We start from the raw sequence: 20,068 nt of genomic DNA, 5'->3' as shown, positions 1-20,068 counted from the left end.
ATGCAAGAAATTTTAACATACATCTGTTTGCTTTTAGCTGTTGGGTTTTTGATTAGAAAATTCTTTTGGAAGAAAAAATCTAACAAAAATGGTTGTGGCGATGATTGCAATTGTAAGTAATTTCCTGGCATTATTTTTGATTGAAATACGAAAAATTCTTTATGCTTAAAAATACTTTACTACTTATACTTTTTGTGTTATCGAGCTCAATTTCTGCTCAAAAAATAGACAAATCAAAAGAAGAATTAAAATCGGGTAAAAAAGAAGAAAAACCACCTTTGCCTACTCAATCTCAAAATCAAAACACAACATCTACAAGAGAAAGTAACTTTGATTCAGGAGAAACTAGTTTATTTTTTGAGATACTATTCTTTGTTCCTTTTTATGGCGGAATAGGAGATTATGAAAATGAAGATCATTTATATAACAAACTTTCACCGTATCCTTATTTCAATAATAAATCGGGAAATTATGTTGAATTTTCTGAGGATTCAATTGCTAAAAATCAAGTACGTTTTGATGTAGAAAATCATTTTTTATATAGCAACAACGCTGCTTTTGGAAATCATTTCAAAGGCAAATTTCGATTATTTCATTATCTATACTTACAATCTGATTATAGAGAATTAATAGAACGTGATAAGTTTTCGAAAACAACTTCTAATTTATCTTTATTTCAATTTAATTTAGGATACGACCGCTTACGTTTTGAGAAATTCAATTTAGGTTGGACGTTAGGTGCAACTTATATCGCAAGTGGCATCAACAAAGCCGGATTTTCATACGGATTAAACACAGAAGTTTTTCCGTTTAAAAAAGTTAGTTTTAACAGCGCCATGATTTGGAGTAAAATCAATGGTTTACCCGTAAACTCTTTTGAATTTAGAGGAAAATACCACCAAAAAAATTACTTTTTCTCTATGGGTTACGAGAATTTAAAAATAGCTTCTCCAAGTTATAATTATGCCACTTTTGGAGCTGGGATTTATTTTTAATTTTTTACAATAAACAGCGGAATAGAAATTTCGTGACGTAATTTATCAACGGTAGTTCCAAAAAGTAAATCTTTTAAACCAGTATGACCGTGCGTTCCCATTACTAAAATATCGAAATTACCTTCGTTAACAATTTTAGGAATCGCTTTATTTGGCTTACCAAACCCTAATTTAACATCAACTTTAAATCCGATGTTCGTCAACATTTCTTTATATTCTAGTAATAATTTTTCGTCAATTCTGGTTTCATTATCATCTACATTTCCACCATACATAATTGCACCAACCGTTTCAACTACATGTATTAACGTATAATTAGCCTCTTTTCCACCCAAATCAAATGCACTATTAATGGCTTTTTGATCGGCTGTTGAAAAATCAATTGAAATGGCAATATTCTTTTTATCATAAGCAACCGTTTCAGAAAATTCCAACACAAAATTATGAGGCAAATGACTTTGATGTTCTTGTTTGGATTTCGTTACAAATGGTTTAAATACGATATAAAGTAATAAAATTAAAAATCCAAATGCGATGGGAACAACTGTTAACCAAAGTATCATGGGATCTTCTGAAGTTTCTAACCAACCTTTAATTTCATCGAAAACTAATTTCGCATTTAAGGAAACAATAATGGAAGCAACTATCCATGAAGCAATTTGAGTTAATTTACTAATTTCAAATCCTTTCATTTTCGATTTATCACTTACGAAATGTATTAAAGGAATAATAGCAAATCCCAATTGTAAACTCAATATTACTTGAGAGAAAATAAGCATTTTACCCGTGACACTTTCACCATAAATAAGTATGACTAAAACTGCAGGCACAATCGCAATTAAACGGGTAATAATTCGACGAACCCAAGGCTGAATTCTCAAATTCAAATAACCTTCCATAATAATTTGTCCAGCTAAAGTTCCTGTAATCGTTGAACTTTGTCCGGCAGCAATTAAGGCAACTGCAAATAAAATTGGTGCCCATTTTGTTCCTAACATGGGTGCTAATAATTGATGTGCATCCTGAATTTCAGCAACTTCAAACAACCCATTTTTATAAAAAGTTGCAGCAGCTAGAATTAAAATAGCGGCATTTACAAAAAACGCTAAATTTAATGCAATAGTCGAATCAATTAAATTGTATTTCAAAGCTTGTTTAATTCCTTTATCACTTCTATCGAATTTTCGAGTTTGAACCAATGAAGAATGTAAATATAAATTATGCGGCATAACCGTTGCTCCAATAATTCCGATAGCAATATATAAAGCTGCTTCGTTAGGAATACTAGGAACCAAACCTGTTACAACTTGACCAATTTCTGGTTGCGCAAATATCATTTCAAATACAAATGAAAAACCAATTACAGCTACTAATGCAATAATAAAAGCTTCCATTTTTCGCATTCCTTTATTGATCAGAAATAACAATAAAAAAGTATCTAAAACAGTGATGACAACACCTTGTATTAAGGAAATTCCGAAAAGCAAATTCAATCCAATTGCCATACCTAAAACCTCAGCTAAATCACAAGCTGCAATGGCTATTTCTGCAAGGAAATACAGAATATAATTTACAAAAGGCGAATAGGTTTCTCTTGAAGCTTGAGCTAAATCCCTTTGTGTAACAATTCCTAAACGAGCACTTAAACTTTGTAAAAGCAACGCCATAATGTTACTCATCAACAATACCCAAAGTAAAGCGTATCCAAACTGACTTCCACCTGCTAAATCGGTTGCCCAATTCCCAGGATCCATATATCCAACACTAATTAAATAAGCTGGACCAAGAAAAGCTAAAATTTTTCTTAAACCCGACTTTTTACCTTCGGTTGCTATCGATTGGTTTACTTCTTCAAGTGATTTAGACATAACTAAAAGTTTATTTTACGTATAAATTATTAGCAATTTTATCTGAAATTACTATTACGTTCGAATTAATTTCAATTTTTATTGTTCCATCAAATGATTCTTTTTCCAAAATTTTAATTTTTGTACCCAAAGAAATTTGTTGTTTATTCAAATATTTTAAAAAATCTACAGAAGTATCTTTTACACCTACACAAGTAATTGATTCGCCAGCTTCAATTTCAGATAATAATTGTTTAGCGATGGTTGGAATTTCTCCTTTTGCATTTGGAATGGGATCGCCATGCGGATCAAAACTTGGAAAATTTAAAAACTTATCCAATTGATTGATTAATTTCTCCGAACGAACATGCTCCAATTCTTCTGCTACTTCATGAACTTCATCCCAAGCAAAACCTAACTTCTCCACTAAAAACACTTCCCACAAACGGTGATTTCGAACAATCATTTTAGCATGTAACTTGCCTTTTTCTGTTAAAAAAACACCTTGATATTTTTGATAATCTACCAATTCTTTATCGGATAACTTTTTAAGCATATCCGTTACAGATGAAGCTTTTGTATCCAACATTCCAGCAATTGCATTCGTATTAACCCCTTTTGGAGAAAGGTTCGACAAATGATAAATAACTTTCAAATAGTTTTCCTCAGAAATGGTCATAAATATTTTTTTAACAAATATAATTATATTTTTTTGTTTCATGCTTGTTTATTTTTTAGTTTTGTCTAAAAATTTAATTAAACAAAGTGAAAAATTTAATTTATATAGCAATAATTTTAATTTCAGCAATAGGAAATGCGCAATCGAAAATTATTGGTACTATTAAACCATATAACAAACAATCAGCAACAATAACGTTAAAGGAATTGAATAAAAAAACGATTCCTGATTCGTTAGGAATATTTGTTTTTGACAGTATTCCGAATGGAAAACACATGATTGAAATCCAAATGGAAAACTTTTTTCAAAGGAAAAACATCACTGTAAATAACGAAACAAAAGAAGTTGTTTTTGAAATTAAATCGGAAAAAGAAATTGAAGAAGTTGTAGTTACCGGAACTTTAAAACCGGTTTCTAGATTAGAAACGCCGGTTCCTGTTGAAATATACACATCTACTTTTTTAAAGAAAAACCCTACTTCCAATATTTTTGAAGCGTTACAAAATGTAAATGGTGTTCGACCACAGTTAAATTGCAACATTTGCAATACTGGCGACATACACATCAACGGATTAGAAGGCCCATATACCATGGTAACGATTGACGGAATGCCCATTGTTAGTTCACTTTCAACTGTATATGGACTTTCAGGAATTCCGAATTCATTAATTGACAGAATTGAAGTGGTAAAAGGTCCGGCTTCTTCTTTATACGGAAGTGAAGCCGTTGGTGGTTTGATCAACATCATCACTAAAAATGCCAACATGGCTCCGGTTTTTTCTGCTGATTTTTTCTCAACATCTTGGCTTGAAAATAATTTAGATTTAGGATTTAAGAGCACTATCAAAAACAAAGCAAATTCATTAGTTGGCTTGAATTATTATAATTACAATTCACCAATGGACAATAACCATGATAATTTTACAGATGTTACTTTACAAGAGAGAATCTCGATCTTTAACAAATGGAATTTCATCAGAAAAGACAATAAAGTATTCACATTAGCGGGTCGTTTCTTTTATGAAGATCGTTGGGGTGGTGAAATGAATTGGAATAAATCGTATCGTGGAGGCAATGAAGTTTATGGTGAAAGCATTTATACTTCTCGACAAGAATTAATTGGAAAATACCAATTACCGGTTTCTGAAAAAATTTATTTTTCGTTTTCAGCAACCAATCATGATCAAGATTCTTTTTACGGGACAACTAAATATGCTGCGCAACAACGAATTGGATTCGGTCAATTAACTTGGGACAAAACCATAAACAACCACGATTTACTTTTAGGAAGTGCCTATCGTTATCAATTTTACAACGACAATACAACAGCTACTGTAATTCCAGAGAAAACGAATATCTATAGTTTTTTTGCACAAGACGAAATTAAATTCGCAAAAATGCATAGTGTATTATTGGGCAGCAGATTGGATTATAACAACAATCATGGTTACATATTTACCCCTCGAATGGCATATAAATGGAAATTTACCGATACCGATATTTTTAGAATTAATGCAGGAACAGGCTTTAGAGTGGTGAATTTATTTACGGAAGAACATGCCGCATTAACAGGTTCTAGAGACGTTATTGTAACAGAAAATTTAAAGGCAGAAAAATCATATAATGTGAACGTAAACTATTTAAAAAAGTTGCGTTTTGACAATGCTTCCTTTTTAGGTTTTGATGTTTCAGCTTGGTATACGCATTTTTCTAATCAAATTATTCCTGATTACGACACCAATCCGAATCAAATAATTTACAAAAACTTAAATGGATTTTCGGAAACTAAAGGAGTGAGTTTAAATATTGATTACCTGTCGAATTTCGGATTAAAAGCCATTTTAGGCGCAACGGTTTTAGACAGTAAAAAAACGAGAGACGGCATTACTTCCACTCCCATTTTAACCGAGAAATACAGCGCCAATTGGGCCATTACCTATGAATTATTAGATTGGAATTTATCTTTTGATTATACTGGAAATGTATACGGCCCAATGCGTTTGCCTATACTTGGCGAATTAGACCCAAGAAAACCAACATCCCCAATTTGGAGCATACAAAACATTCAAGCAACATTCAAATGGAATAATAAATACGAATTATATGGTGGTGTTAAAAATTTATTGAATTGGACTCCGAATCGAAAAAATCCATTTTTAATTGCAAGAGCTAATGATCCGTTTGATGAAAATGTACAATTTGATGGAAATGGAAACGTGGTTCCCACACCAGAAAACCCGTATGCTTTAACATTCGACCCTGCTTATGTTTATGCTCCTAATCAAGGAATAAGAGGATTTATTGGAATACGATATAGAATATAAAAAAAGAGCTTCAAATGAAGCTCTTTTAATTATTCCTCTTTATTTTTCAATACCATTAATAAGGTATATGCATTTTTTGTCACCACTTTTCTATTTTGTAATACTTCGTAATTTCTTATTTCTGTATAATCTTTTGAAATAATTCCGGTTTGTACTTTTACCATTTGAAAAGCAGTATTAGATTCTTGAATAAAAACATAATTTTCACCTTCAAATGTTACAACAGCATCATGATTAACAGCAAATGCATTTTCATTTGTTAATTCAATTATAGCATTTACATAATTTCCAGGTATTAATTTTCGAGTATAATTATCAATTTTAGCATAAACTTCCACTGTATTTTCTCTTTCGTCAAAACTCTTATTCACATATTGAATAGAAGTTGAATACATAACATCAGGTTGAGCATTAGTATAAACTTTTAATTTCTGACCTATTGATAAACTCCCTGCATCTTTATCAAAAACTTGTAATTGAGCAAACATATTTTTAGAATCCATAATTTGAAACAATACATCTGTAGCATTTACATATTTACCTAAATTGACATTAACTTTTGTAAGCATCCCTGAAATTGGGGCAATTATTCGAACCGATTTTGAAATGGTATTTTCAGTTAAACTTAGTGGATTGATATTAATTAAACGCAATTTTTCATCTAAAGCTTTTAAAGTAATTTTATTTTTAGAAAATTCACTTTCTGCTAATTGATAGGTTTTATCACTACTTGCTTGGGATGCATTTAATTCCTTCTGACGTTGGTAATCTTTAGCAGTAAAGTTTAATTGTTGTTTTGTGTTTAAATAATCTTGTTGCAGTTGCACATACGATTGATCTTCAATTATTGCCAAAACCTGTCCTTTACTAACTTGCATACCTGGCATCACTTTAATTGATTTAATATAACCACCCAAAGGCATGCTTATACTAGCAACCGCATCGGGAGATAGCGTAATTTTACCATTTACTTTAATTACACTATTCATGGCTTGTTGCTGAATAGTTCCAAAATTTAAATCAGCATTTTTTAATTGAGTTTTGGTTAACTCTACATGATTTTCATCAGTATTCTTTCCAAATGGAGTGGTTTCGGTTTTAGAATTACATCCTAAAACAAAAAATAAAATCAGTATTCTATATATAAATTTCATGGTAATTAATTTGTAGTTTGATATAACATTTGAATAATAGCATCATTATAAGACTTCACTTTTTCAAGATAATCTAATCTTGACTCTAAAGCTTGGTTCATAATCCATGACCATTCCATATAATTAATTTCGCCTTTATAAATTTGATTATTGGCTGTTGTAATCATTAACTTAGCTCCAGGTAATACGCTTTCTTCATAATTTTTTAAAACAATTAAATCGTTTTGTCTCTTATTTTCAAAAGATTGCCATATGTTTTCTAATTGTTTTTTCTGTAAATCCGATTGATTATTCAATATAGAACTATTTATTTTGAAGGCTTCTCTTCTCGCTTTATTAGCACCATTAAAAATTGGTATGCCTAAATTCATTTGAAAAGATTGAAATCGTGTTCCACTATTATATAATACATCATTCGCACCCATGCCTTGCATAGTCATACTAAAATATCCTAAGGAAATTTCTGGAATTAAAGCTGCTTTTTCAATTTTTATTGCTGCTTCATTTGCCATTTTTTCTTTTTCTATAACTTGTAATTGTACATTATTAGACACAAAATCGGAACTAGTTAGATATTCTATTTTCACATCCTTATAACTTGGAAAAACAACTTCATCTGATTGAATTAAATACTGCATTTGTAATTGCAACTGATAAATTAATTCTTGATTCTTTTTTAAATCAGCTGAAATCTTTGCAACTGCTAATTGCGCTCCTTCTTTTTCCAAATGATTGGTTTCCCCTAATTTCAATCGCATTTTTGCTTTATTTAAAAACTGGTTATAAATAGAATCCGATTGTTTTAGTACTTTTTCACGTTCCAAAGCATATATTAAGTCATAAAAATTTTGTGTTATAGCACGTTTCACTTCATTTTCAGAAGTTTTATAATTCAATTGAGCAATTTCGGTTTGAATTTGATACCAATTTTTCTTTTTTGCATTTAGAAATGGAAAACTAATGTTTTGAGTAATTCCAATTCGATTATCATTAAAAGCACTATTCAATTGACCATATTCGCCAACTAAATTCAAAGATGGAATTTCATTAGCTGATTTAACCAAAACTTGTGCAGCTATAACACGCTGTTTTTCGTTTTTAACAACTAAATTATTTGCTAAACCTTTTTCAAATACTTGATTTAAAGTTGATTTGTTTTGTGCTATTCCAGAAATACTCATAAACAAAAACAATACTGCAATTCCATTTTTAGGAATCGATAATGAAGATTTTTTTTCAAATAACATATACAATATAGGTAAAATGAATAACGTTAAAAATGTTGCAATTAATAAGCCTCCAATTACAACAGTGGCTAAAGGACGTTGTACTTCAGCACCAGAACCATTACTAATAGCCATAGGTAAAAACCCTAAAGATGCTACAAATGCAGTCATTAAAATTGGTCGTAAACGTTTTTTTGTTCCAATTAAAATGATTTCAGTAATATCTGTTTTTCCAAGTTTTTTTTGGGCGTTAAATTCGGCAATTAAAACAATTCCATTCAAAACAGCTACACCAAATAATGCAATAAAACCCACTCCGGCACTAATACTGAATGGCATTCCGCGAAAGGCTAAAAACAAAATTCCTCCAATTGTAGATAATGGAATTGCAGTGTAAATTAACAAAGCATGTTTAACAGACTTAAATGCAAAATATAGCAACAAAAAGATTAAAAGTAACGAAATAGGCACTGCAATCATCAAACGATCTTTTGCGGCATTTAAATTCTCAAAACTTCCTCCATAAGTTATATAATAACCTGTTGGAAATTTAATTTTGGCTTCCACTTTTTGCTTCATTTCTTCCACTAAAGACTGTACATCTGATTCGTGTACATTGAAACCAACTACAATTCTTCGTTTGGTATCTTCTCGTTGAATTTGATTTGGCCCATTAATTATTTTCACATCGGCAATTACTTGTAATGGTACTTGAGATCCTGAAGGAGTAGGAATTAATAAATTCTGAATATCTTGAAGATTTTGTTTCTCATTAGAATTAACTCGCACCACTACATCGAACCTACGCTCTCCTTCAAATAACAAACCAGCACTCTGACCAGCAAATGAAGCATTAACTACTCTATTTACATCTGTAACATTCAATTGATATTGTGCTAATACATTTCTTTTATATTCAATTACTACTTGAGGCATTCCGCCTATTGGTTCTACATATAAATCTTTAGCACCTTTAATTGAATTGACAATTTTACCTACTTTATTAGCATATTTAGATAATGTATCCAGATCTTCACCATAAATTTTACAAACTACATCTTGTCGAGCACCTGTCATTAATTCATTAAAACGCATTTGAACAGGGTATTGAAATCCGACTGTTATTCCTGGTACTTCTTGTAAAGCTGCACTCATTTTGTCTGAAAGTTCATTAAATGTTTCAGCTGAAGTCCATTCTTTTTTATCTTTTAAAATTACCATCATATCAGCAGCTTCCATTGGCATTGGATCTGTAGGAACTTCACCACTACCAATTTTAGTCACTACTTTTTCAACTTCCGGAAATCTACTCTTTAATATTCCTGCAGCCTTTTGTGTTGATGCGATAGATGTGTTTAAATTACTTCCCGTTAACACTCGTGTTTCAACCGCGAAATCTCCTTCTTCTAAAGAGGGTATAAATTCCCCTCCTAATTGAGACATAACAACTAATGAAATTACAAAAGCAATGATGGTTCCAATGATAATTTTCTTTTTGTTATGCAACGCTTGAATTAAACGCATTAAATAAATACGCTCTAAAAAAGCCATCATTCTTTCAGAAAAACTTTGCGGATTATGCTTAATATTTTTCAATACTACAGCACTCATCATTGGTATATAAGTTAGCGATAAAATAAATGCGCCGATTAATGCAAATGCAACGGTTTGGGCCATTGGCTTAAACATTTTTCCTTCAATACCTTGCAAAGTAAAAATTGGTAAATAAACAATTAAAATAATGATTTGTCCAAACACGGCGCTATTCATCATTTTCTTGGCAGAACTATTAACTTCTTTATTCACTTCTTCTTGACTTAATGAAATTGTTTCTTCATTCTGATGACGATGAAAAATTTGATGAATTACAGCTTCAACAATAATTACCGCACCATCTACAATTAATCCGAAATCTAATGCCCCTAAACTCATTAAATTGCCACTCACACCAAAAAGATTCATCATAATGATTGCAAACAACATAGAAAGTGGAATTACAGAAGCAACTAACAATCCTGCTCTTAAATTTCCCAAGAAAATTACCAATACAAAAATGACAATTAAAGCTCCTTCTATTAAGTTTTTTTCAACTGTTCCAATTGCATTATTTACCATTTTTGTTCGATCTAAAAAAGGTTCAATAACAACACCTTCTGGCAGTGTTTTTTGAATTTGAGCAATTCTTTCCTTAACATTTTCTATAACTTCACTACTATTAGCACCTTTGAGCATCATTACAATTGCTCCAGAAACTTCACCTTCATTATTATAACACATGGCTCCATAACGAGTTGCAAAACCATTTTTAACTTCTGCTACATCTTTAATAAATAAAGGAACACCAGACTTTGTTGTAATTGGAGTATTTTCAATTGCTTCCAAATTTTGAATCAATCCTTCACTTCGAATGAATAAAACTGATGCTTCTTTTTCAATATATGCTCCTCCTGTATTTTGATTATTTTTTTCAAGAGCATCAAATACATCCGTAATGGTTATTCCATTAGCATTTAATTTATTTGGTTGAATGCTTATTTCTACTTGGCGTAATTTCCCACCAAAACTACTCACTTCTGCCACTCCTTTAACTCCGGCTAGCTGGCGTTTTACAATCCAATCCTGAATAGTACGTAATTCCGATACATCATATTTTTGCTCATATCCTTTCTTTGCCCGAACTACATATTGGTAAATTTCACCCAATCCAGTTGAAATAGGCCCTAATTCTGGTATCCCCATTCCTTGCGGTAATTGAGATTGCACTTGTTGTAATCTTTCGGCAACTTGTTGTCTTGCCCAATAAACATCTACATCATCTTCAAAAACAATTGTTACTAAAGACAATCCAAATCGAGAAAAACTTCTTATTTCTTTTAATCCAGAAATATTTGCATTTACTTGTTCTATAGGAAAAGTAACTAAACGTTCAATATCTGTTGCACCAAATGATGGAGCTACAGTTATTACTTGTACTTGATTATTTGTGATATCAGGTACAGCATCTATAGGTAATTTTTGCACATTATATATACCAAATCCAATAAGAATTAAGGTAAATAATGCAATGATGAGTTTATTCTTTACAGAATACTCAATAATATTATTTAACATTGAATTTTACTTTAAATGAATACTAAACTGCTGTTTCAGTACTTTTGAAACAGATTTACACAATCATTTAAGCAATTTTAGGAGGTTGCCAAATATTAGTTAAAAAACTAGAAATAAAAATTTGGCTTTTATTAAAATTTGGCACTAATTCATCATCAAGTGTAATCTGAGGCTGAAAAAAAACAATTTGCTCAGGTAATGCCAATACTACATTTGGATGATTATCTTGGAAATTTTTAAAAGGTAATTGAATGTCTTTATCATGATCTGCATCAATATGGTTTCCATTTAGGTAATGCATCTCTAGGAAACTTAATAGTGAAAGTTCTTTATTTTCATTTTTATGTTCTAAATAATGATCCACAAGTAATGGTGTCTTCAACAACTGATGTACTTCTGTCATTGAAAACAAATAAAACACTAAAAATAATATTGATAAATATTTTTTCACTTAACAAATGTATTAATAATATATTTTGATTGTTTAAATTTTATTATAATTAAAATAAATTTAACTTTACTTTTTTTAAAAATCAAATGAACCACTATCACTACATATTTACTGGTGGAGGATTATCGGCTTTGTTAACCCTTTTTGAAATGATTCAATCGGGCCGATTTTCCGATAAAAAAATATTGCTGATAGATTCTAGTTCCAAAGACAAAAACGATAGAACTTGGTGTTTTTGGGATACTGAAAATTTATTTGATGAAATAATTTCTAAAAAATGGAACATTGCTTGGTTTAAAAACGAAAGTTTTACGAATCAATTAAATTTAAGCCCGTACGAATATAAAATGATTCGTAGTTTAGATTTTTACAAATTAATTTTTGAAGCAATTAATAAACATCCAAATATTGAAATTTTTCATGATGATGTAATTGATTATTCCGAATTAGGGAATCATTGTATTGTTAAAACTAAAACCAAATCGTTTACATGTAATCAAATTTTTAATAGCATTTATAACCCAGAAGTCGTAACGTCACAAACTAAATTTCCATTAGTTCAACAACATTTTATTGGTTGGTTTATTAAAAGTAAAGAAGCTGTTTTTACAGAAGACTGTCCAACTTTTATGGATTTTTCTGTAGAACAAAAAGGCAATACTCGGTTTATGTATGTGTTACCAACTTCATCAAATGAAGCGCTACTTGAATACACATTATTTTCAAAAGATTTACTTTCAACTTCAGAATACGAATCTGAAATAGAAAAATACATTCAACAATTAGGCATTACGGAATATGAAATTGTAGAAAAAGAACAAGGTACTATTCCCATGACGTGTTTTCCTTTTTGGAAAAACAACACAAAAAATATCATCAATATTGGTTCAGCTGGCGGATGGAGCAAAGCGAGCACAGGTTATACATTTAAAAATTCTGTTAAGAAATCGAAAGAATTAGTACAGTTTTTAAAAACCAATTCCGATTTTACAAAATTTTACAAGAGCAATAAATTTAGGTTTTACGATTTATTATTGATTGACATTTTATACCAAACCAATCAGTATGGAAGTGCTATTTTCTCCAGCATGTTTAAAACGGGAAAAGCAGCTTTAATTTTCAAATTCTTAGACGAAGAAACTTCTTTTTGGGAAGACTTAAAAGTCATTTGGATGTGTCCGAAAGGTTTGTTTATAAAAGCGTTGTTGCGAAGAATTTTTTAATGATTTTTCGTCAATTCGAGTATTCCATTGAAGCATGAATCGGAATGTATCGAGAATAAGAAAACATCATTAAAACTATTCTCGATACATTTTTTGTTTCATTCCATTTCACAAAAAACACTCGAATTGACGTTTTATTCTTCTATTGGATACGATTTATTTTGCAACTTGATATTCGTATAAAAATGATTTTTATCCATAAATGTTACACCATCCTTATCGAAACGATTAAAAACAAAATCGCGTAATTTCTCTTCAATTTGCAACTGTTTTAAAACCATTTTTTTGTTTACAATTTCTAAACTCATGAATACTTTTTCCTTTTGATATATCCAATTACAAGTGAATTTATGATTTTTTCCTATACTTTCTGGAGACGTATAAAAAAACGGATACGGTTCAATTGTTTCATAACTTAATTGCAACAAATTGAAATTTTTATCAATAATAAAACTGCCTTTGTAAAAATTTTTCGATTCAAATGTTACCAACAATTCATTATTATCTAACCATTCTCTTGTATACACATAACCATTAGGATGTGTAAAAAAATCTAATTCTGCAGTTGTTAAATTTTTTCGAATGGGATAACCGGAAAGCCAACCAATTGGAGATTCTTCAGAAGAATAATTTTTAAAAATTTCTTTAAAATTTGTAAACCAATTGTCTTTATTTTCAATAACATTCTTCTTTGAAAAATTATTATTAAAATTAGTAATCTTAATAATCTGCTCTTCTTGACGATTAATAATGGTATCGTTATTTTTAAAATTGACTTGATTCAATTCAAATACAAAACTTGTAGTATCGGTTTGTTTTAGTAGTTGTTTATTAAGTTTTTTAAGAATCGTTGCTAATTTAGGTTTGCTTCTAATAATGACTTCATCAATATTCTTTTCTTTCTCCGTTTGAGCAAAACTAAAGGTTGAAATAAATAATAAAAGGATAATTTGAACTCTCATAACTTAAAAATATCCACAAATATAAATAGTATTTTAAGGATTTTGTGAAATTTATGGAACGATAACAAATCTTTATGATAAGTTTATATGTGCAAAGCTAAAAACTTTGTAAATTTGTCCATTATAAACGATATTTTAAAAACAAAAATATGTATCCAGAAGAAATGGTAAGACCAATGCGTGCAGAATTATCTGAAGCAGGTTTTCAAGATTTATATTCAGCGGAAGAAGTAAAAAACGCATTAAGTAAAGAAGGAACAACATTAGTAGTTGTAAATTCAGTTTGTGGTTGTGCAGCAAGAAATGCTCGTCCAGGTGCAAAAATGAGTTTAGACAACGCAAAAAAACCAAGCAATTTAATTACGGTTTTTGCAGGTGTTGATAAAGAAGCTGTAACAGAAGCAAGAGAACATATGTTTCCTTTTCCTCCATCTTCGCCTTGTATGGCATTATTTAAAGATGGTGAGTTAGTACACATGTTAGAACGTCATCATATTGAAGGACGTCCAGCGGAACTTATTGCAGAAAATTTAAAAGACGCTTACAACGAATTTTGCTAACATACTATGCTAGCATACTATAAAAACCGCCAGTTTGGTGGTTTTTTTTATTATTAACTAGTATCTTTGACGGCATTAAAATGATGAGAATTGTTATGCAAAAAATTATTTCGTATCCTTTATCTATAATTTTTTATTTCTTTTTTCTGTTTTGGTTAATAGTATTTCATCCGATACAATGGATATGTTACAACGTATTCGGATATAATGCTCATAGAATAAGCGTTGCTATTTTAAACGGATTTTTAGTAAGAAACACACACATATTAGGAACAACCTATCAAATTAGAGGTGTTGAAAATTTACCCGAAAACAAACCATTAATATTAGTTTGTAATCATCAAAGTTTATACGACATACCGCCAATTATTTGGTTTTTACGAAAAGTGCATCCGAAATTCATTAGCAAAAAAGAATTAGGAAAAGGAATACCTAGTGTATCCTATAATTTAAGAGTTGGAGGTTCGGCTTTGATTGATCGAAAAGATGGAAAACAAGCCCTGCCAGAAATTAAAAAAGTTGCAGAATATGTTAATAAAAACAATTATTCAGTAGTCATTTTTCCAGAAGGAACCAGAAGTAAAACAGGAGTTCCGAAGGAATTTGCAGCAAACGGATTAAAAATGTTATACAAATTTGCACCTGACTCATATTTTGTACCGATTACAATTAATAATTCTTGGAAAATGACTCGTTTCGGGCAATTTCCGTTAGGATTAGGAAACAAAATTACATTTGATGTTCATGAACCTTTAAAAGTTTCTGATTATTCTTTTGATGAAATTTTTGAAAAAACAGAACAAACAATTAAAAAACACATAAACTAACAACCCATGTCGTTACACAACATAAGACTTGAAGTCATGCAACTATTGGAAAGAAAAATTGATTCTTTTATGGAAGAATTTTTAATTCCAGTTGAAAAAATTTGGCAACCAACTGATTTGTTACCAGATTCAAACAATGAAAACTTTTTAGAAGAAGTTAAAGAATTAAGAGAAATCTCTAAAGACTTACCATATGATTTTTGGGTAACTTTAGTTGGAGATACCATTACTGAAGAAGCCTTACCAACTTACGAATCTTGGTTAATGGATGTTGAAGGAGTTGATAATGTAGAGCGAAATGGCTGGAGCAAATGGGTACGCCATTGGACGGGTGAAGAAAACCGTCATGGTGATGTACTTAACAAATATTTATATCTTTCTGGAAGAGTAAATATGAAAGAAATTGAACAAACTACTCAGCATTTAATTAATGATGGTTTTGATATTGGAACTGGAAGAGATCCTTATAAAAATTTCGTTTATACTAGCTTTCAAGAATTAGCAACTTTCGTTTCACATAACAGAGTAGCTTTAATCGCTAAAAAATATGGTGAGAAAAAGTTATTCAAAATGTGTAACCTTATTGCTGGAGACGAAATGCGTCATCACTTAGCATATAGCGAATTTGTAAATCAAATTTTCAAAGTTGATCCAAGTGAAATGATGTTAGCATTCCAATACATGATGAAACAAAAAATTACGATGCCTGCTGTATTCTTAAGAGAATCTGGTGAGAAAATCGGAACTGCTTTTGAACAATTTTCAGATTCAGCACAAAGAATTGGTGTGTATACAGCTTCAGATTACGTTGATATTTTAGAAAAATTAAATGTAAAATGGGACATTGGAAACATCAATGGTTTAACAGCTGAAGCTGAGAAAGCAAGAGATTATTTAATGAAATTACCAGATAGAATGAGAAAAATTTCGGAAAGATTAGTTATTCCAGAAGAAGGTCATATTTTTAAATGGGTTGAACCTGCACTAATTAAATAAATTTTCAATAACCTAAATTCCAAATTCCTAATCACTTTAAGAATTTGGAATTTTTATTTTACTTAAAATGTCTATCATACAAAACACTATTAACTTTGTAAAAAATCAATTAGCACATGCTGAAAGCGGACACAATTGGTTTCATATGGAACGTGTTTACAACAATTCTTTATTAATTGCTAAAGAAGAAACTTGTAATATTGAAGTTGTTCAATTGGCAGCTTTACTTCATGATATTGCGGATAGTAAATTTCATAATGGAGATGAAACAGTTGGACCAAAAGTAGCGAGAACGTTTTTAGAATCGGAGAATGTTTCAGAAGAAACTATTAATCATGTTGTATTAATTATTGAAAACATTTCCTTTAAAGGCGGAAATTTCGAAAAGAAATTCACTTCTAAAGAATTAGAAATTGTACAAGATGCCGATCGATTAGATGCTATTGGTGCTATTGGCATAGCTCGTACCTTTAATTATGGAGGATTTAAAAATAGAGAAATTTATGATCCTGAAATTGCTCCTAATTTAAATATGAGTAAAGAAGAATATAAAAATTCAACTGCTCCAACTATCAATCATTTTTACGAAAAACTTTTACTTCTAAAAGATAAAATGAATACGGAAACTGGTAAAAAAATTGCACAACAACGCCATGATTTTATGGAATCGTTCTTAGAGCAGTTTTATAAGGAATGGAACGGAACTAATTAGTCACAGTTTTCAGTAACAGTTAAAAGATTTCAACTCCGCTCAATCTGTTGACAAAAAAACAAAAAAGCGGTTTTCTCCCGAAGTTTCGGGACTGAAAACCGCTTTTATATTTAAAACAATCTGTTTACAAGTTATTATAAACTGAGACTGTGACTGTATACTTTATTATACTACACCTTGACCTAACATCGCTTCAGCAACTTTTACGAAACCAGCAATGTTTGCTCCTTTAACATAGTCAACAAATCCGTCAGCTTGAGTACCATATTTTACACAAGATTCGTGGATGTCATACATAATTCTTTTTAATCTATCATCAACTTCTTCAGAAGTCCAGCTTAAACGTAAAGAGTTTTGAGACATTTCTAAACCTGAAGTCGCAACCCCACCAGCATTAGATGCTTTTCCAGGAGCGAATAAGATTTTAGCAGCGATAAATGCTTCAACAGCTTCTGGAGTTGAAGGCATATTTGCTCCTTCAGCCACACAGATACATCCGTTAGCAATTAACATTTTAGCTTCATCTCCATTTAATTCATTTTGAGTAGCACATGGTAATGCGATATCACATTTTACTTCCCATGGACGTTTACCTTCAACAAATTTAGCATTTGGATATTTAGCCACATATTCAGAAATTCTTCCGTATTTTACGTTTTTCAAATCCATGATGAAAGCTAATTTATCAGCATCAATACCGTCAGCATCATAAATATAACCAGATGAATCAGAAGCAGTAACAACTTTACCACCTAATTGAGTAGCTTTTTCAATTGCATATTGAGCAACGTTTCCAGAACCAGAAACAACAACAGTTTTTCCATCGAAGCTTTCACCTCTAGTTTTTAACATGTTGTAAGCGAAATAAACATCTCCATATCCAGTAGCTTCAGGACGGATTAAAGAACCACCAAAAGTAATTCCTTTTCCAGTTAATACTCCTGTAAACTCGTTTCTTAATTTTTTGTATTGACCAAACATGTAACCAACTTCACGTCCTCCAACACCGATATCTCCAGCAGGAACGTCAGTATCAGCACCAATATGTTTCGATAATTCAGTCATGAATGCTTGACAGAATCTCATGATTTCAACATCAGATTTACCTTTTGGATCAAAATCAGATCCTCCTTTACCACCACCCATTGGTAATGTAGTTAAAGAGTTTTTGAAAACTTGTTCAAAAGCTAAGAATTTTAAGATACTTAAGTTAACCGAAGGATGGAAACGAATACCTCCTTTATATGGTCCGATTGCAGAGTTCATTTGAATTCTGAAACCTCTATTTACTTGAGTAGCACCTTTATCGTCAATCCAAGCAACTCTAAACATCACAACTCTTTCCGGCTCTACCATTCTTTCCAATAACATTTTGCCTTGGTATCTTGGGTTTTGCTCTATAAATGGGATAACTGTTTCGGCCACTTCTCTTACGGCTTGCATAAATTCTGGCTCGTTTGCATTTCTTTTAGCAACTTCTTCTAAAAATGCTGTAACACTTTGACTCATAATTATGTTTTTAAAAAAATTTTTCTGAACGCAAATATACATTTAATAAAAAAAACAGAGAAGAATATCTTAAAAAATAATGCTAAAATTTAACAAATATTAATATATACCATAATTTAATTCTTACAGGTAGTAATTTCACAAAAAAAACAATAAAACAAAAAAAAAGATTTTAATATGAAAATTGTTTTTTTATATTTGTCGCTTAAACGTTTTTAAAATGCGCAATAAAATATTTTATTCACTATTATTAACACTAGGTGTTACTTACTTTTCTAATGCTCAGTTTGGGTTTTCTCATGAAGTGGGTGCCTTTGTTGGTCCTGTCAATTTTAGATCAGATTTCGGAGAAAGCGAAAACACAAGAAATAACCTTGGAAACACAGGTTTTGGTGTTGGATTAGTACACTACATGAACTTTTCATACAGAGCTGAGTGTAACTGTTATACTCCAGAAACTTATTTCAATGATCATTTCAAATTACGTTCAGAATTATCATACACCAAAACAAAATTAGATCATTTTGGTAAATGGGCTGACAAACAATCTCCTGGAGGCGCTCAGTTAAGATCTATGCACGGTGAAGCTAATGTTACTGATATCGGTATGCAATTAGAATATTTCCCTTGGAGTATTAGACAATTTACCGCTACAGATGGTGCATGGGGACCGTTTGTTGCATTAGGAGCTCATTACTCATTTTACAAACCACACACTTATACAGATTATGGTAATGGCGAAGTTTCAGCATTATCAATGCCTCTTTGGCCTAAATATTATGACGGAGGTGTTAACAATGATGGCGGAAGTACATGGAGTGTTGTTTCAAGTTTAGGTACAAGATATAAACTAACAGAATTATCAGATTTATTTGTTGAATTAAGATGGCAATACTATTTCTCAAACTGGGTAGAAGGAGTAAGTCCAGATCCAAATATTTATACTGAAAACAAAGCAAACGATTGGAATTTATGGTTAAACTTTGGTTATATTTATTACTTAGATTAATCAATATCCTTTAAAATATTTAAAAATCTCGTTAAGTTACTACTTAGCGAGATTTTTTTTTAATTATGGCACATTTTTTGATTTTTATTTTATAAATTTACACCATAACTTTTTCCTATGAATAAAAACTACATTTTTAGCGTATTGTTATTCTTAACTTTTAGTTTAACTGCTTTTGCCCAAGAGGGTAAGTCAGGTGGCGCGACTAAATCACAAGAACAAACGATTGAAGGTTTAAGTTTGTATCCTAATCCTAACAACATTGGTAAGGTATTTATTACTTCAAAGTTAAACCTTGACAAGAAAGTAGAAATTTTTGATGTTTTAGGTAAAAAAGTAATTGACGTTACTTTATACACTAAAGAATTAAACATTTCAAACTTAAACCCTGGCGTTTACATCATTAAAATTAAAGAAGGAGACGCTTCTGCAACTAGAAAACTAATAATTAATTAATTAGAATTAAATATATTCTTGGGTTTA

Annotated in this window: 17 protein-coding genes; 10 read left to right on the top strand and 7 right to left on the bottom strand. The window is 30.7% G+C overall.

Translation table 11 applies throughout. The features are described 5' to 3' along the window. Together BMY86_RS12360 and BMY86_RS12355 are read left to right on the top strand one after the other, a co-directional pair. Positions 1–120 (top strand): FeoB-associated Cys-rich membrane protein, encoded by a 120-nt coding sequence (locus BMY86_RS12360; protein WP_091470019.1) that lies wholly within the window; start codon positions 1–3, stop codon positions 118–120. A 41-nt stretch (positions 121–161) separates the two neighbouring features. After that, entirely contained in the window at positions 162–995 is an 834-nt protein-coding gene (locus BMY86_RS12355) for a hypothetical protein (RefSeq protein WP_091470016.1), read from the top strand. Here the strand turns inward: BMY86_RS12355 and BMY86_RS12350 are convergent. Then, on the bottom strand, positions 992–2,863 hold the full coding sequence (locus BMY86_RS12350; protein WP_091470012.1) for an Nramp family divalent metal transporter: 1,872 nt from the start codon (positions 2,861–2,863) through the stop codon (positions 992–994). The two genes, BMY86_RS12355 and BMY86_RS12350, sit on opposite strands and share 4 nt — an antisense overlap. 10 nt (positions 2,864–2,873) lie before the next feature. After that, entirely contained in the window at positions 2,874–3,521 is a 648-nt protein-coding gene (locus tag BMY86_RS12345; RefSeq protein WP_091470008.1) for a metal-dependent transcriptional regulator, read from the bottom strand. 86 nt (positions 3,522–3,607) lie between these two features. Between BMY86_RS12345 and BMY86_RS12340 the strand changes: the two genes are divergently transcribed. Further along, a complete protein-coding gene (locus BMY86_RS12340; protein WP_245745669.1) occupies positions 3,608–5,845 on the top strand; it encodes a TonB-dependent receptor in 2,238 nt (745 codons plus the stop codon). A 29-nt stretch (positions 5,846–5,874) separates the two neighbouring features. Here BMY86_RS12340 and BMY86_RS12335 read toward each other — a convergent pair whose 3' ends face one another. The 3 genes from BMY86_RS12335 to BMY86_RS12325 form a co-directional block, all read right to left on the bottom strand. Continuing rightward, complete coding sequence (locus tag BMY86_RS12335) at positions 5,875–6,999, bottom strand: efflux RND transporter periplasmic adaptor subunit (protein ID WP_091470004.1); 1,125 nt, start codon at positions 6,997–6,999, stop codon at positions 5,875–5,877. Between the two features lie 5 nt (positions 7,000–7,004). Then, a complete protein-coding gene (locus BMY86_RS12330) occupies positions 7,005–11,336 on the bottom strand; it encodes a CusA/CzcA family heavy metal efflux RND transporter (protein WP_091470001.1) in 4,332 nt (1,443 codons plus the stop codon). Between the two features lie 67 nt (positions 11,337–11,403). Then, the gene (locus BMY86_RS12325; protein ID WP_143065670.1) at positions 11,404–11,787 is read right to left on the bottom strand and encodes a hypothetical protein; all 384 of its coding nucleotides are present in this window, start codon (positions 11,785–11,787) and stop codon (positions 11,404–11,406) included. An 86-nt stretch (positions 11,788–11,873) separates the two neighbouring features. Between BMY86_RS12325 and BMY86_RS12320 the strand changes: the two genes are divergently transcribed. Beyond that, positions 11,874–13,010 carry a lycopene cyclase family protein gene (locus BMY86_RS12320; RefSeq protein WP_091469993.1) on the top strand — a complete coding sequence of 379 codons (1,137 nt, stop codon included), beginning with the start codon at positions 11,874–11,876 and terminating at the stop codon, positions 13,008–13,010. Between the two features lie 134 nt (positions 13,011–13,144). On the opposite strand, the gene BMY86_RS12315 is transcribed toward BMY86_RS12320, so the two are convergent. Then, positions 13,145–13,972: a hypothetical protein gene (locus BMY86_RS12315; protein WP_091469989.1), complete on the bottom strand. Its 828-nt coding sequence runs from the start codon at positions 13,970–13,972 to the stop codon at positions 13,145–13,147. Positions 13,973–14,121: 149 nt separating this feature from the next. On the opposite strand from BMY86_RS12315, the gene BMY86_RS12310 reads away from it, so the two are divergent. The 4 genes from BMY86_RS12310 (at position 14,122) to BMY86_RS12295 (ending at position 17,067) form a co-directional block, all read left to right on the top strand. After that, the gene (locus BMY86_RS12310) at positions 14,122–14,532 is read left to right on the top strand and encodes a BrxA/BrxB family bacilliredoxin (RefSeq protein ID WP_091469986.1); all 411 of its coding nucleotides are present in this window, start codon (positions 14,122–14,124) and stop codon (positions 14,530–14,532) included. A 95-nt stretch (positions 14,533–14,627) separates the two neighbouring features. Further along, entirely contained in the window at positions 14,628–15,359 is a 732-nt protein-coding gene (locus BMY86_RS12305; protein WP_091470097.1) for a lysophospholipid acyltransferase family protein, read from the top strand. A gap of 6 nt (positions 15,360–15,365) precedes the next feature. Then, the gene (locus BMY86_RS12300) at positions 15,366–16,355 is read left to right on the top strand and encodes an acyl-ACP desaturase (protein ID WP_091469984.1); all 990 of its coding nucleotides are present in this window, start codon (positions 15,366–15,368) and stop codon (positions 16,353–16,355) included. Positions 16,356–16,422: 67 nt separating this feature from the next. After that, positions 16,423–17,067, top strand: a complete 645-nt coding sequence (locus tag BMY86_RS12295; protein WP_091469981.1) for an HD domain-containing protein — start codon at positions 16,423–16,425, stop codon at positions 17,065–17,067. Positions 17,068–17,232: 165 nt separating this feature from the next. Here BMY86_RS12295 and gdhA read toward each other — a convergent pair whose 3' ends face one another. After that, positions 17,233–18,576 (bottom strand): NADP-specific glutamate dehydrogenase, encoded by a 1,344-nt coding sequence (gene gdhA, locus BMY86_RS12290; protein ID WP_091469979.1) that lies wholly within the window; start codon positions 18,574–18,576, stop codon positions 17,233–17,235. 220 nt (positions 18,577–18,796) lie between these two features. Here gdhA and BMY86_RS12285 point away from each other — a divergent pair, with 220 nt between their 5' ends. Together BMY86_RS12285 and BMY86_RS12280 are read left to right on the top strand one after the other, a co-directional pair. Beyond that, positions 18,797–19,585, top strand: coding sequence for a THC0290_0291 family protein (locus BMY86_RS12285; protein WP_091469975.1), 789 nt, complete (start codon positions 18,797–18,799; stop codon positions 19,583–19,585). Positions 19,586–19,702: 117 nt separating this feature from the next. Then, positions 19,703–20,041 carry a T9SS type A sorting domain-containing protein gene (locus tag BMY86_RS12280; protein WP_091469972.1) on the top strand — a complete coding sequence of 113 codons (339 nt, stop codon included), beginning with the start codon at positions 19,703–19,705 and terminating at the stop codon, positions 20,039–20,041. Positions 20,042–20,068 lie beyond the last annotated feature (27 nt).

Source organism: Flavobacterium urocaniciphilum (genome assembly GCF_900110615.1).
GTDB classification, from domain to species: Bacteria; Bacteroidota; Bacteroidia; order Flavobacteriales; family Flavobacteriaceae; genus Flavobacterium; species Flavobacterium urocaniciphilum.
This window is presented reverse-complemented; position numbering and strand designations above follow the sequence as displayed.

What these genes read in the sequence shown, in the direction of transcription:
- BMY86_RS12360 (WP_091470019.1), top strand. Translation starts at nt 1, where the DNA reads ATGCAAGAAATTTTAACATACATCTGTTTGCTTTTAGCTGTTGGGTTT.
- BMY86_RS12355 (WP_091470016.1), top strand. Translation starts at nt 162, where the DNA reads ATGCTTAAAAATACTTTACTACTTATACTTTTTGTGTTATCGAGCTCA.
- BMY86_RS12350 (WP_091470012.1), bottom strand. Translation starts at nt 2,863, where the DNA reads ATGTCTAAATCACTTGAAGAAGTAAACCAATCGATAGCAACCGAAGGT.
- BMY86_RS12345 (WP_091470008.1), bottom strand. Translation starts at nt 3,521, where the DNA reads ATGACCATTTCTGAGGAAAACTATTTGAAAGTTATTTATCATTTGTCG.
- BMY86_RS12335 (WP_091470004.1), bottom strand. Translation starts at nt 6,999, where the DNA reads ATGAAATTTATATATAGAATACTGATTTTATTTTTTGTTTTAGGATGT.
- BMY86_RS12330 (WP_091470001.1), bottom strand. Translation starts at nt 11,336, where the DNA reads ATGTTAAATAATATTATTGAGTATTCTGTAAAGAATAAACTCATCATT.
- BMY86_RS12320 (WP_091469993.1), top strand. Translation starts at nt 11,874, where the DNA reads ATGAACCACTATCACTACATATTTACTGGTGGAGGATTATCGGCTTTG.
- BMY86_RS12315 (WP_091469989.1), bottom strand. Translation starts at nt 13,972, where the DNA reads ATGAGAGTTCAAATTATCCTTTTATTATTTATTTCAACCTTTAGTTTT.
- BMY86_RS12310 (WP_091469986.1), top strand. Translation starts at nt 14,122, where the DNA reads ATGTATCCAGAAGAAATGGTAAGACCAATGCGTGCAGAATTATCTGAA.
- BMY86_RS12305 (WP_091470097.1), top strand. Translation starts at nt 14,628, where the DNA reads ATGCAAAAAATTATTTCGTATCCTTTATCTATAATTTTTTATTTCTTT.
- BMY86_RS12300 (WP_091469984.1), top strand. Translation starts at nt 15,366, where the DNA reads ATGTCGTTACACAACATAAGACTTGAAGTCATGCAACTATTGGAAAGA.
- BMY86_RS12295 (WP_091469981.1), top strand. Translation starts at nt 16,423, where the DNA reads ATGTCTATCATACAAAACACTATTAACTTTGTAAAAAATCAATTAGCA.
- gdhA (WP_091469979.1), bottom strand. Translation starts at nt 18,576, where the DNA reads ATGAGTCAAAGTGTTACAGCATTTTTAGAAGAAGTTGCTAAAAGAAAT.
- BMY86_RS12285 (WP_091469975.1), top strand. Translation starts at nt 18,797, where the DNA reads ATGCGCAATAAAATATTTTATTCACTATTATTAACACTAGGTGTTACT.
- BMY86_RS12280 (WP_091469972.1), top strand. Translation starts at nt 19,703, where the DNA reads ATGAATAAAAACTACATTTTTAGCGTATTGTTATTCTTAACTTTTAGT.